The organism is Pediococcus sp. AC40 (genome assembly GCF_030252485.1).
Lineage (GTDB): Bacteria > Bacillota > Bacilli > Lactobacillales > Lactobacillaceae > Pediococcus > Pediococcus acidilactici.
The window spans coordinates 754,371-768,337 of the sequence record NZ_CP127012.1; the positions used below are offsets into that span (position 1 = coordinate 754,371).

Sequence of the window (13,967 nt, forward strand, 5' to 3'; positions counted from 1 at the left end):
TCCAAGGTAATAAAATCCATCATTAGCTGCTCCTTTTTAATGATCCCACCTGTAGTTTTGCAAGGATTCGGGTGAACTGGAGATATTGTAGCACTTATTTTAAGCGCTTACAATGAGGATAGTTAAGGAGGAGAGATTTATGCAAAATCAAAGTGATAATTTAGTGAAAAAATACCGTCCTCTAGCTATTGCAGCTGGAATCGGATCAATTTTAGGTTCGGGGATCATTGTTGGATTATCAGCAACAATTACGGTGTGGCAACAGGGGTTAGCATTATCTAACACCCAAGTTGGGGTGATTTCAGGAGCATTAACTTTTGCAATTGCAATGGGCTCGTTAGTTGCCGGATGGTTAACCAAAAATTGGGGATTAACCCGTTCATTTAACTGGTTAAATTTAGGCTATGCGGTAGGTGCACTAATTTGTGTGTTAGCTAACAGCTATGGCTTTTTATTAACAGGAGTGATTATTGCAGGATTAGCTTCTGGAGCTGATTTACCAGTTAGCTTAACGATTATTTCACATGATGTTCCTGATGACAAAGCAACGGCTCGGTTAGTGTCCTTTACCCAAGTTTTTTGGCAAATTGGGGTGTTTTTCTCTTATGGTTGTGCCTTTGTAGTTTCTAAAATGACTGGGGCAACTGGGGCACGAATTGTTTTTACGATTTTAGCAGTATGCGCTGCCATCACTTTTATTTGGCGCACTTTTTCTGGTCGCTTTAAAGAATTTCATCGTGAAGCCAATCAACGGATTGACCAAATGCAGTCCCCAAGAACTTCTGAATCTGGCTCGTTATTTAAAATTTTGCGCCAAAATCACCAATATGGGTTATTCTTTATTTGGATTATGATTTTTTATTGTTGCTGGAATTTGTTAGCGAATACATTTGGACAATTTCAAACTTTTACTTTGGTACAAGCACACGCGAGCCAAAGTTTTGCTACAGGAGCAGGATTAGTATTAAATGTAGTGGCTTTAATTGCATCAATTTCATTTGCCTCAGTAGCAGGTAGCCGGTACCGTAACAAATTTTTTGTGGTAGGTTCAGTTATCGAGCTACTAGCCATGCTAGGCTTAGCATTAAGCAGCCATGCATTGTGGCCAATTGTTATTGCCATTGGTTTTTATAACCTAGGTAATAACATTGCTGGCGAAGCTATGTATAAGGTTTGGACCCAAGAGTCATTCCCAATTGATAGCCGGGCTTCAGTTCAAGGATTTATTAGTGGCTTTTCCCGTTTCTTATGTGGGATTTTTGCATTCATTACCCCTACTTTAGTTTTACCAAGCCACATCCGAATGACTATGTTTGGGTTCGCTGGAATTGTTGCCGTATGTCTAATTGCGGGATTGGTAATGATTCGATTACAAAAAAAGTACCAGATTAACGTTGAGGAGTGAGTGGCGATGGCATTTACATTTCAAATTAATGATGATGTAGAATTTAATCATGACAAACAGTTACTAAAAAAAGCAGATGACAACATTCAGGAATTGGCAAAACGAGTAGTAACTCCGGTGCAGGTAGTTGAAACGGTGATCGATAAAAATTTACTAGATAATGTTGGAACAAAAAAAGTAGCTGATGCTACACAACTTAGTCAAATGAAATTTGGCCGGGATGACCGGTTGATTTTAGATTTTGGCAATCATTACGTTGAGCACTTTACAATTCGAATTAAATCAGTCGGATCACCAATGGATGCGCCCTTAACGCTTAAATTGAAATTTGCCGAGCTGCCTACTGAGTTAAACCAAGATAGTCAAGATTATCAAGGTTGGTTAAGCCGTTCATGGATGCAAGAAGAAACTGTTCATTTGGACGAATTGCCTGCCAACTTGTACTTACCAAGGCGTTACAGTTTTCGTTATGTTGAAATTAAAGTGGTGGATACTTCTCCTAAGTGGCAAGTTAGTTTCTTTGAACCAGCCTTAATTGCAGAAAGTGCGGCACAAGGAGCGCCAACCCCATTTCATACTGATGATAAACTTTTACAAAAAATTGATCAGGTGGGGCTGAAGACGCTTGCGGACTGTATGCAAGACGTTTTTGAAGACGGACCTAAACGAGATCGACGGCTTTGGATCGGGGACTTACGCTTACAAGCTTTAGCGGATTATCAAACCTATGACAACCAAACCTTAATTAAGAGATGTTTATATTTATTTGGTGCATTGGCAGCCAAAGATGGGCGAATTCCTGCCAACGTATTTGTTAAGCCAACTTATACGCCAGATGACACATTCTTGCTCGACTACAGTTTGTTTTTTGTTAGTATCTTAGATGATTATTTTCAACACACGGATGATTACACAGTACTTGAAGACTTATATCCAGTGGCGAAAAAGCAAATTGATTACGTTATGAAAAATATGGTTCAGAGTAATGGCAAAATTGTCTTTGATGAGGATTATCCAGTTTTTGTGGATTGGTCTAATGAATTTAATAAGGATACGGCTGGAGTTGCCATTATAATATACGCTTTGAAACAGTTTATCCATTTATCACGGCTTCAAAGATTGGACACGATTGATTACTACCAAAAAGAATTGGCCCAAATTACAAATTATGCCAAGCAAAACCTCTATAACGAAGAAAGAGGATTATTTATTTCTGGTCCTGATCATGAAATTAACATTGCTAGTCAAGTTTGGATGGTTTTAGCTCAAGTAATGACTCCGGAAGAAAATCACCAATTAATGAGCAACGCAGTTAAAAAACTATTCCCAATTAAAGGGATTGCAACTCCGTATATGTATCATCACGTAACCCAAGCACTTTTTGAAGCAGGATTGACGGATGCGGGAATTCAACTATTGAAAGATTACTGGGGGAAGATGATTGAATTAGGTGCCGACACGTTTTGGGAAGCATTTGATCCCAATGATCCAAGTTACTCCCCATATGGTAGTGCAATGGTTAATAGCTATTGCCATGCTTGGAGTTGTACACCAGTGTACTTAATGAGAAAGTATTTAAGTTAGATGACTAAAATGAGAATACAAAAAGCGTTTAGAACCCTTAACAATGATGTGTTGCTCCCCCAAAAAAGTTTAACTTAAAAAGGCGAAGTTTAGAATTCGAGTTGAATTCAGCTTCGTCTTTTCGTTTAATTAATATATTATTTTGCGTCATATGCAGCTTGGAATAACGCGACGATTTGTTCTTTAGTAGCTTTCCGTGGGTTGGAGAAAGCATTGCCGTCTTTCAACGCATTTTCGGCCATCAGTTCGAAATCTTTAGGATCGGCGCCAAGATCCTTGATGCTCCGCGGGATGCCTACGTCGTCGTTAAGTTGTTGCATGGCATCAATTGCTTTATCAGCAGCTTCCCGAACGGAAAGCCCGTCGATATTTTCACCCATCGCAACCGCTAAATCGGCAAACCGTTCTGGGCAAGCAATGATGTTAAAGCGTTCCACGATTGGAAGCAATACAGCACAGCAGACCCCATGAGGAGCGTCGTATTGTCCGCCGAGCTGGTGTGCCATGGCGTGCACGTAACCAAGGTCAGCGTTATTAAAAGCCATTCCACCGAGCATTTCAGCTTCAACCATCTTTGTCCGCGCTTCGAGATTTTCTCCATTAGCAACTGCTTCACGTAAACTTTCTTCAACTAAGCGAATTGCTTGGAGGCATTGACCATCCGTAATATCATTATGGTTAGTCGAAACGTAGGGTTCGATCGCCTGTACAAAGGTGTCCAACCCGGTAGCGGCGGTCAATTTTGGTGGTACGCCAAGCATTAATTTTGGATCGTTAAACGAAACTAGGGGAACGTTGCGCCAGGAAACTACGACAAATTTTAAATGGGTTTCTTCGTTGGTGATTACACAATGCCGAGTTAATTCAGAAGCCGTTCCCGCGGTAGTATTTACGGCAATTAGTGGTGGGAGCGGATTATCTAAAGTTTCGATACCCGCTAGCTTGGTGATGTCATCACCGTTCGTTAAAATTATGCCAGTTCCTTTGCCAGTATCGTGAGCAGAACCGCCACCAACGGTAATGATTCCATCACAATGGTTGTCTAAGTAAACCTGTTTAGCTTCCTTAATGTTTCTTACTTTAGGATTGGGCTCAACGCCGTCGTAAATCGCAAAATCTACTTGAGCCTCCTTAAGTGAGCTGATGGTTTGCTCTACAGGACCGTTCTCCATTTTTTCTAAGAATCGATCGGTTACTAATAAGGGCTTTTTCATATTCACCATTTTTGCACGTTCACCGATTTTATTAATTACGCCTGCGCCAAAAAAGTTTACGCTTGGCATCAAAAAATCAAAGTTTTCTTTCATTACGAGGACCTCCTCAGGTACGCTTTAGTAACTTTGTACACTTTAATGTTACCACTCTAATGAAAGCGCTTCAATCGGGAGGGGACAAAAAATTATAGGATAAACTAATTAGATCTAGTAGACAAATTTTACCGTATTTAAGTTTTGTAAGGGATTGTTGATTCGTTATTTTAAATAATTATGCTCTAGAAAGAATCGGTTAATTAATCAATTATCTTGCTAATCAAACCGCAATCGGGTAATATAAAAAGGTTTAGCACCCCAACTGGATACCAATAACAAAGTTAAGAAGGGGATTAAATCAGTACTTAAAGCGATTGTTAATGGTAACGATTTTGTTGAAGTGCTTTTTTATGGTACACCCTAAAAGGTCAAAACATAAGGAGGAAGAAAAGTGAAATACGGGTATGCAAGAGTGAGCTCAAAAGATCAAAACCTTGCGCGACAATTAGCTAGGTTAAAAGAAGTTGGGGTTAATCGAATATACAAAGAAAAGATTTCAGGAGCAATTAATGAACGCCCCGAACTTGCTAAAGTTCTTGATGTTTTAAAACCTGGCGACGAGCTATATGTATTAGAGATGGAACGGCTAGGAAGAAATAATAAGTTTTTAACTCATATTTTTATGGAAGTTTATTTACGGGAAGCTAAACTGATTATCCTTGATTTACCAACCTTTGACGACATTGATGATGAAAATATGCGAAACTTTCTACAAAACATTTTTATCGAGACCAAGAAGTTTCAAGCAGAATCAGAACGGCAACGAATTCGAATTCGTCAACGACAAGGAATTGAATTAGCAAAAAAACGCGGGGTATACAAAGGACGGCCCGTTTTATATGGCCCAGACGTTAAAAATCCTAACCGGCGTAAGATTTATTTTGATATTCGCGACGATCTAGCAGCAGGGAAAAGTATTATGGCAATTAAAAGAAAATTAGGAGTTAGTCGCACCCTAATTTATCGAATCAAATCCGAAATGTCATAAACTAATCCCCGTCTAGGATTTACTTTACGTAAGTAGTGGCATTTTGGTGTACAATAAATTGAAAAGTTGGTTACGAATTAATGATTATATACGTTAATAATTGTTGTCTTTTTTGGGTGTACCCTAAAAAGACACTTTCAAACAGAAAATAAGATACCAAAATTGGGGGAGGATTACGATGAGAATCCGTGTCGATATCACTGGAAAACGTTTTGGAAAACTTGTAGCTCAGTACCCAGTTAGATCACCTAAGAATGGTAAATTACAGTGGCATTGCCAATGTGATTGCGGTAGGGTGACTAATGTTGATTTACAACATTTGAAAACTGGTAATACCAAAAGCTGTGGGTATTGTACAAAAGTTCGCTACGATTTAACAGGAAAACGCTTTGGACGGCTAGTGGTGACGGGACGGACCAACCGTAAAAGTACTTCAGGCAATTATTATTGGGCTTGTCAATGTGATTGTGGCCGAAAAGTGGATGCAGAAAGCTATTTGCTCCGCCATGGTAAGGTTAGGAGTTGTGGTTGCTTACGAAAGGAGAAATCCGCCGAACGTTTAAAGAATAACCGAAAGATATCTGCTCAAATGGGAGCTAAGGATGCTTTTCGGGATCCGAATGGCAATCCAATTCAATCGGTAATTGCTAGTTCACGTAATCAATCAGGAGTGGTAGGGGTTTCCTTTAACTCTTCTGGGAACAAGTGGATTGCCCGCATGATGGTCAATGGTAAAATGGTTTTAAACGAGTCTTACGATGAATTCAATGATGCTGTGGCGGCACGACGAGAAGCCGAATTAAAATATTTAAAGTGAAACAAAGAATTTTTTATAGCGCAAAAAGGAGTTTTCAGCCTAAAACTGAGAACTCCTTTTCGATTGTCTTTAATTTTTTAGTAGCTTATTTTCCCGGAACGTAGTCAGGATCAATAATCAAGACTGGTTTAATAACTTCTCCGGAACGGGATGCTTCATTAGCTTCCTTGATATCTTCAAACTTAAAGAATTTCTCGGTTTTATCAAAGTCAAACATACCCGCTTTGTAAAATTCAATTAAACTAGGAATGTCAATTTGTGGGATTGAGTCCCCCATGTTGACCCCCACAATCTTCTTATCATCTACACAAAGGTCGTTCCAAGTGTCTAGGTCAATATGATTTGGCGTAACGGCAATGGTTGCGGTGGTTCCGCCTTGGGTGAGCACTTGGATAGATTGTTCCATCACTTGGGTGATTCCAGTGGTGTCGACGGCCCAGTTCACCCCGCGGCCATTCGTGAGTTTCTTAACTTCTTCAACCACGTCCACGTTACGGCTATTAATCACGTCGGTAGCGCCTAATTCTTTAGCTAATTCTAGCCGAGAATCCACAATATCAATTCCGATTACCTTAGTGCACCCAGAAATTTTACCAGCCATCATGGCAGCCAGTCCAACCGCCCCGGTACCAAAAACAGCAATCGTATCACCAGGCCTAGGTTTGAGAGTATTAAGCACGGTTCCTGAACCAGTAACGTATCCGCAACCAAGCGGGCCTAATTTACGAAGGTCGAGTTCGTCATCGACTTTAACTGCGTTCCGTTCCCGGACCACGGTGGTGGTGGTAAAGGAGCTTTGATCAAACATGTCCGCAACATGTTCACCATTTTCAGTGAAATGATCGGAGCCATCGGGACGTACACCAGAAAGATTATTGGCAGCATAATTACGGCATTGGGTAGGGATGCCTTTCAAACAGTTATCACAATTACCACAAGCGTAGAAACTTAAAACTACGTGATCGCCGGGTTTAAATTGGGTAACTTCTGGACCAACTTTTTCAACGATTCCGGCACCTTCATGGCCAAGAATAATTGGATAATCAATTACTGCGTCGCCAACTCGCAAGGCTTCGTCGGAATGACAAATCCCGCTAGCAACCATGTGCACTTGGATATCATCCGCGCCCATGGGGGCTAACTCAATATCGTCTTTGATGATAAAATCTGCGTTTTGTTTTTCAACAACTGCTGCTTTAATTTTCATATTAACAAATCTCCTTTGTGCTTTTATATTTTAACAGGTTCATTATTTCACAAAAGAAAGCGTTTGCAAAGAGAAAATTTGGTGAATTTGTTTCAGAAAAAGTTGAAAAATAATGCACTAGATGAAGAAATTTTTTCAAAAAATTTTTAAATTAACGGTCGTCTCCTGGCTTCCCGTGGTAAAATTCTTCGTATTTTTTATAAAAGAAGGTCTTATTAGTGATACCAATTTGATGCATGATTTCGGTAATGGGTAGGTTAGTTGAAGAAATTAAGTTACGTGCTTGGATCAAACGTTGCTGTGTGACTGCTTGAGTGAACGTTTTTCCAGTAACTTCTTTAAACAGGTTTCCAAGATAATTTTTACTATATTTATATTTACGTGCTAGATCATCAAGACGAATTGTTTGGTAGTTTTCGGCAATTTGTTTAAGGATTTTAGTGACCAAAATTTGTTGTTTAGTGGGATGTTGGCCGATATCGAGGGGATAGTGGCGGACGAGAAGTACAAATAAAATTTGTAGATAGGATTTAATGATTGAGTTAGAAAAATCTCGTTTTAAATAATATTCTTCGATAATTTTATCCAAAACGTTAGGAATTTCGTGGCCGGATTTATGTTTAAATAATAAAAAATTTTTCGTGCCAGTTGCATCGTCAATGGCTCGATCAATTAAAAAATCGTGCAAAATACTATTACTGCGACGAATGTCATTTAATAAATTAATGCTAATAACTTGTCGTTTAAAAAGAATATTAACCAAGATATCGTGATCACCTAGGGCAGCGATTTGGTGCTTTGCGCCAATATCTAAAAGCAATAAATCACCGGTCTGTAGTTCAATTCGCTGATCATTAACTATTTCAGTAGCATGCCCTTGAAGCATGTAATTCATTTCGAAAAAAGTATGACTGTGTGCGGGGTAGGGAGCATAACGATTGTGGCGGCTAATGTAAACATCTCGATTCTTAAATAAATTGTTATTTAGAATTTGAATTTTGTCGTCGCTTAATTCGCCAGTTTGAAGAACGTAAGATGGCATGTCTTCAACAAAAGATCGCTTAATCTTCTGTTTTTCCTCAACTATATTAGTTTGTGACAGCATGTGCAAGGCTCTAGGATTCATCTGAATACCTCCTGTAAATATGATACTTTTCATGAAGAACTAGGATATTTTATCACCCGTTGTAAACGATTACAATTCAGGATGTAAGCAAATATAAATGATTTGAGGGGGTATTGAAATGAGTGAAGAACAAGGATCGGTGAAATCGACCATTGCCGTATCAATCACGAATTTTTTAGATTCAGGCTCAATTGTCGCTGGAGCCAGTGGATTGACATTTTGGACAAAGGAACTAGGCCTTTCTAGTTTTCAAGTGGGACTTTTAGGAGCGTTAAGTGCCAACGCGTTTGGTTCAGCAATTGGAGCGTTGATAGGTGGGCATCTATCAGATAAGTTTGGTCGAAAAGTAATTTACACTTACGACATGTTAGTTTACATGCTAGGAACTGCCATTATTGCTTTTTCAATTAATTTTCCAATGCTTTTGACCGGCTTTTTAATTACGGGAATTGCTGTGGGAGCTGGGGTGCCTGCATCCTGGACTTATATTTCAGAAACATCGGGTTCAACTGATCGGGCAAAGAATATTGGGATTTCTCAATTTGCTTGGTCAATGGGACCGGCAATCATTTTTATCGCGGGGACTATTTTAGCACCCATTGGTTTGCTGGGAAATCGGCTTTTATTCGTTTTCTTAACGATTGTGGCATTTATTGCCTGGCGCTTGCAAAGCAAATTGGAAGAGTCTCAAGTTTTTGAAGAGCAAAAGCAGGCCGAAAAGGATAGTGGGATCACTTCCCATCCGTATAAAGATCTATTTTCCAACATGGTTAACATCAAATCACTGCTCTTTTTGATTGGCGTTTACATGTTCTGGAATTTAGTTGCTGGAGCAATGGGATTCTTCATGCCGTATGTTTATGAAACAGTTGGGGGATTAACCAACATGCAAGCCAACTTGTTGCAAGCGGTACTTTGGATTTTAACTGCTTTAGGTACCTATGTCGGATTTGCTAAATTTGGTGATCGAGCAAACCACCGAATTTTCTACTTTGTTGGGGCGGCAATGGCAGCAGCGTCATGGATTGTATTAACTTATGCGGGGATGAATTGGACTAGCTTATGGCTTTTCGTAATTCTTTGGGGCGTGTCTGCTGGAATCGGTGCACAAGCTTGGTATGCATTATGGGCTACTGAACTATTTCCAACTCGCTACCGGGCTGGTTCGCAAGGTGTAATGTTTTTCGTTGTGCGAGGATCCGCTGGAATATGGTCAATTATTTTTCCAACTATTTTAACTAGCATGGGCTTTAAGGCTGCCGGAACTTTCATGATTGCACTATTGATTGTTTCCTTAGTGATTGGGACGGTTTGGACACCGCATACTCGAGGAAAATCTCTAGAGCAAATTAGTAAGGAACGTTACGGTAATGACCAAGATTAGTTTGAAAAGAAGGTTGGTGGAAAAGATGAAAACATACGTTGCCGTTGACATCGGCGCATCTAGCGGACGCCTGATGCTAGCTCAACCCACCGCGGATGGGCGGCTTACTTTAGAAGAGGTCCATCGATTTACTAACGGTTTCAAACTTAAAGATGGACATGACCGTTGGGATATTGACCATTTGATTCACGAGATTCTCGTGGGGTTAACCAAGGTCAAGGCGCGGGGGATTAACGCCATTGAATTAGGCATTGACACTTGGGCAGTTGACTACGTTTTAGTAGGTTTTGACGGCCAGAAGTTAGAAGATCCAATCAGTTACCGGGATCGGCGAACTTCCCAGGCAATAACCGAACTAACTAGTGAATTGCCGAAGGAATATATTTATGAAAAAACTGGGATTCAGTTTCAAGACTTTAACACGCTGTACCAGCTTTACAAGACTGATCGAGCATTACTAGCTAAAACGGACAAAATCATGATGATTCCCGACTACATTGGCTATGTACTAACTGGGAATGCAGTTACTGAAATTACTAATGCATCCACCACGCAGATGTTAAATTTACGGGTCGGCTTGTTTGATAAAGACTTGTTGGCCAAAGTTAACGTCTCTCCAGACCAATTCCCTCGGTTAGTTGAATCAGGAACGGTTTTGGGCAACTTAGGCCATAAATGGCATCGCCAATTCGATTTGCCAGAAACTGAAGTGATCACGGTAGCGACCCACGATACGGCTTCAGCAGTAGTGGGAACTCCGGGCCAGGGTGACCGCTGGGCATTCCTAAGTTCGGGGACTTGGTCACTGCTGGGCACCGAGCTGAACGTTCCGGAAAATGGTTTGGCTGCTTTCCATGAAAACTATACAAACGAATGGGGAGCTTACGGGACTTACCGTTTCTTAAAGAACATCATGGGGTTGTGGATTGCACAATGTGTTCGTCACGAATTAGCAGATGAGGTTAGTTTTGGAGAACTTGCTAAACAAGCGGAAGCAGTCCGCCCGTTCCAACAGTTCATCGACATTAATGATCCCCGGTTTGTTAATCCGGCAAACATGACGGCTGAACTACAAAATTACTGTCGGGAAACTCAACAACCGGTTCCAGAAACGCCGGGCGAACTTTTCCAAGCAATATACAGTAATTTATCGTTATATTACGCAAATGAGCTTCAAAAATTAGATCAAATTTTAAACTACCACATCGAACGACTTAACATTGTTGGTGGGGGCAGCAACGTCGCCTTGATGAATCAACTTACCAGTACGCTAGCCAATGTGGAAGTTATTGCAGGACCTAGCGAAGCCACCGCAATTGGTAACGTCTTAGTTCAGATGATTGCAACGGACGCCGTGGAAAATATCAATGCGGGACGCCAATTAATTGGCAAGTCGTTCAAATTAAAGCATTATTATCCGGAAACTGGTAAATACGGCGACATTTTACAACGATACCAACAATTTATTGCAAGCCAAATTTAGAAAGGAGTGGCATCAATGATTCGAATTGGACAAGTGATGTATTTACACAAAGATGCATATGCCGAATATGAAAAAAGGCATGCCGAGCTCTGGCCAGAGATGAAGGCAGCCCTCAAGGAACACGGCGCCCATAATTATTCGATTTATTTAAACGAAAAAACGGGACAGACGTTTGCCTACTTAGAAGTTCCAGACGTGGCCAAGTACAACGAAATCGCTCAGACGGCAATCTGTAAGAAATGGTGGGCTTACATGAAACCATTGATGGAAACTAATCCAGATAATAGCCCAGTGACCACTGATTTAAAAGAGGTCTTTCATTTAGATTAAGTAATTTTTAGGAGGAAAATAAAATGACTAAAGCAAGTGAAGTTGAGAACGCGTACAAAGTGGCTCAAGCGCGTTACGCCGAAATTGGGGTTGATACCGAAGCCATGTTGGCTAAACTGGCGAAGATTAAATTGTCGGTGCATTGTTGGCAAGGTGATGATATTCATGGATTTGTGAATCCCGAACAAGAATTGACGGGGGGCATTGGGGTTTCTGGCGATTATCCTGGCATGGCGCGGACTCCGGATCAACTAACAGGTGATTTATCGGAGGCGTTAAGTCTAATTCCCGGAAATCATAAGGTGGCATTGCATACCTTATACGCAGTTACTAACCAGAAAAAGGACTTTGACGAAATTGGCCCAGAAGACTTCAAGTACTGGGTTGATTGGGCTAAGGAAGCGGGCGTAGGCCTAGACATGAACCCGACCTTTTTCTCACATCCAATGGTTAAACATAACTTTACCTTAGCCAGCCCCGAAAAAGATGTCCGGGACTTCTGGATTAAGGTTGGCCAACAATCCCGGGCAATTGCTAATTACTTTGGGGAAGAACTGGGTCAACAATCCGTCAACAACTTCTGGATTCCTGATGGCTTCAAGGATAATCCGATTGACAAGCTTAATCCGCGTCTCCGGCTAGTCGAATCGCTGGATAAGATTTTTGCTAAATCGTATGACGAAAAAAATACCATTGAAGCAGTCGAAGGAAAACTCTTTGGCACGGGAATTGAATCTTACACGGTCGGCTCCCACCTCTTCTACAATAACTACGCCATTAGTCGTGGTAAATTATGGACCATTGATGCGGGACACTGGCATCCAACCGAAGATGTCTCGGATAAATTCTCAGCCTTCCTGCCATTTGGGAAAGGGTTGATGCTGCACGTTTCGCGTCCGGTACGTTGGGACAGTGATCACGTGGTGATTTTTGACGATGCTTTGATCCGGATTATGCGTTCGTTGGTTCGTGATCAAGAACTAGACCGGACCAACATTGGCTTAGACTTCTTTGACGCTACCATTAACCGGGTGGCTGCTTGGGTAATTGGAGCTCGGGCAACTCAGAAGGCATTATTACAAGCGCTTTTAACCCCAATTGATGACTTGAAGGAAGCCGAATTAAATTACGACTTTACGAAACGTTTGGCAGTTACGGAAGAATTAAAATCTTATCCATTTGGGGCAGTTTGGGACGAATTTTGTTTACGCAACGACGTGCCGGTGGGCACCGATTGGCTCGCAAATATCCGGGATTATGAACAAAAAGTTCAATTCCCGCGGGATCAAAAATAAGATTGATAGAAGAGGCGGAAACGATGAAATTTATTGACTCACAATACGTGAAAGAAATGAAACAAACCACGATGAATTTATACCAACACGGTTGGGACGAACGCAACGGGGGTAACGTCAGCTTGCGACTAACGACGGAAGAAGTGCGCGCATTTAGCGACGTTACTGAAACCCTCCGGACTGTCGCCATTGATTTCGATGCAAGTGACCTGGCTGGAAAATATTATCTAGTTACCGGTACGGGACGGTACTTTAAAAATATTACCGAGTATCCTGAACGAGACATGGGCTTGATCCAAATTAATCCGGATGGCCAAAGTGTGGCGATTAAATGGGGCTTTAACGACGGTGGCCAACCAACCAGCGAATTTCCGGCCCACTTAATGAGTCACCTTGCGCGGTTAAAACAAGATCCCGAACAACGCGTAATTATGCATTGCCATCCGACTAACTTAATTGCGATGACTTTTACTTTGCCATTGTCAGAAAAATTATTGAGTCGGACTTTGTGGCAGATGCATCCCGAATCAATCGTGGTTTTCCCAGAAGGTGTTGGGGTAATTCCATATATGTGCCCAGGAACTACCGCAATTGGAGAAGCTACTGCAACAAAAATGGCGGACCACCATGTAGTAGTTTGGCCGCATCACGGAGTATTTGCGGCCGGGGACTCTTTGGATGAGACGTATGGACTAGTGGAAACGGTTGAAAAATCAGCCCTCGTATATACGGCGATTCAAGCACAAGGTGGCCAAATGTTTCAAAAGATTACCGACCAAGATTTTCGGGATTTAGCACAAAGGTTTGGATTGAGTTTGCGCGAGGAATATCTGGAAGACTAGGTTAAAAATTTTTCTAAGGAATTGAGTTAAAAGACTCAATTCCTTTTTTGCTTTTAGACAATCTTTTATGTAGTAGAAAGTTGGTGTTAGTCACTTTTTGTTGAAATTATTTTCACAAATTGCAAGAATTTCGAAATAAATACCCATATATATGAAAACAATTGCAAAAACAATGGAAGCGTTTTACAGTTGTGAT

The 13,967-nt window shown here is 41.0% G+C and carries 12 protein-coding genes; 9 read left to right on the top strand and 3 right to left on the bottom strand.

Annotated features, from left to right (window positions below):
* Positions 1 to 139: 139 nt before the first annotated feature.
* On the top strand, positions 140 to 1,405 hold the full coding sequence (locus tag NL111_RS03660) for an MFS transporter (RefSeq protein ID WP_004166827.1): 1,266 nt from the start codon (positions 140 to 142) through the stop codon (positions 1,403 to 1,405).
* 6 nt (positions 1,406 to 1,411) lie between these two features.
* Entirely contained in the window at positions 1,412 to 2,989 is a 1,578-nt protein-coding gene (locus tag NL111_RS03665; RefSeq protein WP_285110498.1) for an alpha-L-rhamnosidase-related protein, read from the top strand.
* A 137-nt stretch (positions 2,990 to 3,126) separates the two neighbouring features.
* Here NL111_RS03665 and NL111_RS03670 read toward each other — a convergent pair whose 3' ends face one another.
* Positions 3,127 to 4,296 carry an iron-containing alcohol dehydrogenase gene (locus NL111_RS03670; protein WP_004165638.1) on the bottom strand — a complete coding sequence of 390 codons (1,170 nt, stop codon included), beginning with the start codon at positions 4,294 to 4,296 and terminating at the stop codon, positions 3,127 to 3,129.
* 394 nt (positions 4,297 to 4,690) lie between these two features.
* On the opposite strand from NL111_RS03670, the gene NL111_RS03675 reads away from it, so the two are divergent.
* Both NL111_RS03675 and NL111_RS03680 read left to right on the top strand, forming a co-directional pair.
* A complete protein-coding gene (locus NL111_RS03675) occupies positions 4,691 to 5,287 on the top strand; it encodes a recombinase family protein (RefSeq protein ID WP_004165333.1) in 597 nt (198 codons plus the stop codon).
* 178 nt (positions 5,288 to 5,465) lie between these two features.
* On the top strand, positions 5,466 to 6,104 hold the full coding sequence (locus NL111_RS03680) for a hypothetical protein (protein ID WP_128737134.1): 639 nt from the start codon (positions 5,466 to 5,468) through the stop codon (positions 6,102 to 6,104).
* Positions 6,105 to 6,189: 85 nt separating this feature from the next.
* On the opposite strand, the gene NL111_RS03685 is transcribed toward NL111_RS03680, so the two are convergent.
* Positions 6,190 to 7,311: an NAD(P)-dependent alcohol dehydrogenase gene (locus NL111_RS03685; protein ID WP_285110499.1), complete on the bottom strand. Its 1,122-nt coding sequence runs from the start codon at positions 7,309 to 7,311 to the stop codon at positions 6,190 to 6,192.
* A gap of 151 nt (positions 7,312 to 7,462) precedes the next feature.
* Positions 7,463 to 8,437, bottom strand: a complete 975-nt coding sequence (locus tag NL111_RS03690; RefSeq protein WP_002831264.1) for an AraC family transcriptional regulator — start codon at positions 8,435 to 8,437, stop codon at positions 7,463 to 7,465.
* A gap of 118 nt (positions 8,438 to 8,555) precedes the next feature.
* Between NL111_RS03690 and NL111_RS03695 the strand changes: the two genes are divergently transcribed.
* Genes NL111_RS03695 through rhaD form a run of 5 tightly spaced genes read left to right on the top strand, consistent with a single transcriptional unit; the run spans position 8,556 to position 13,771 of the window.
* Entirely contained in the window at positions 8,556 to 9,821 is a 1,266-nt protein-coding gene (locus NL111_RS03695) for an MFS transporter (protein ID WP_002831265.1), read from the top strand.
* 25 nt (positions 9,822 to 9,846) lie between these two features.
* Entirely contained in the window at positions 9,847 to 11,304 is a 1,458-nt protein-coding gene (gene rhaB, locus NL111_RS03700) for a rhamnulokinase (RefSeq protein WP_285110586.1), read from the top strand.
* 15 nt (positions 11,305 to 11,319) lie between these two features.
* Positions 11,320 to 11,634 carry an L-rhamnose mutarotase gene (rhaM, locus tag NL111_RS03705; RefSeq protein WP_002831267.1) on the top strand — a complete coding sequence of 105 codons (315 nt, stop codon included), beginning with the start codon at positions 11,320 to 11,322 and terminating at the stop codon, positions 11,632 to 11,634.
* A 23-nt stretch (positions 11,635 to 11,657) separates the two neighbouring features.
* Complete coding sequence (locus NL111_RS03710; RefSeq protein WP_220444404.1) at positions 11,658 to 12,929, top strand: L-rhamnose isomerase; 1,272 nt, start codon at positions 11,658 to 11,660, stop codon at positions 12,927 to 12,929.
* 23 nt (positions 12,930 to 12,952) lie between these two features.
* Entirely contained in the window at positions 12,953 to 13,771 is an 819-nt protein-coding gene (gene rhaD / locus NL111_RS03715; RefSeq protein ID WP_285110500.1) for a rhamnulose-1-phosphate aldolase, read from the top strand.
* Positions 13,772 to 13,967: the final 196 nt, after the last annotated feature.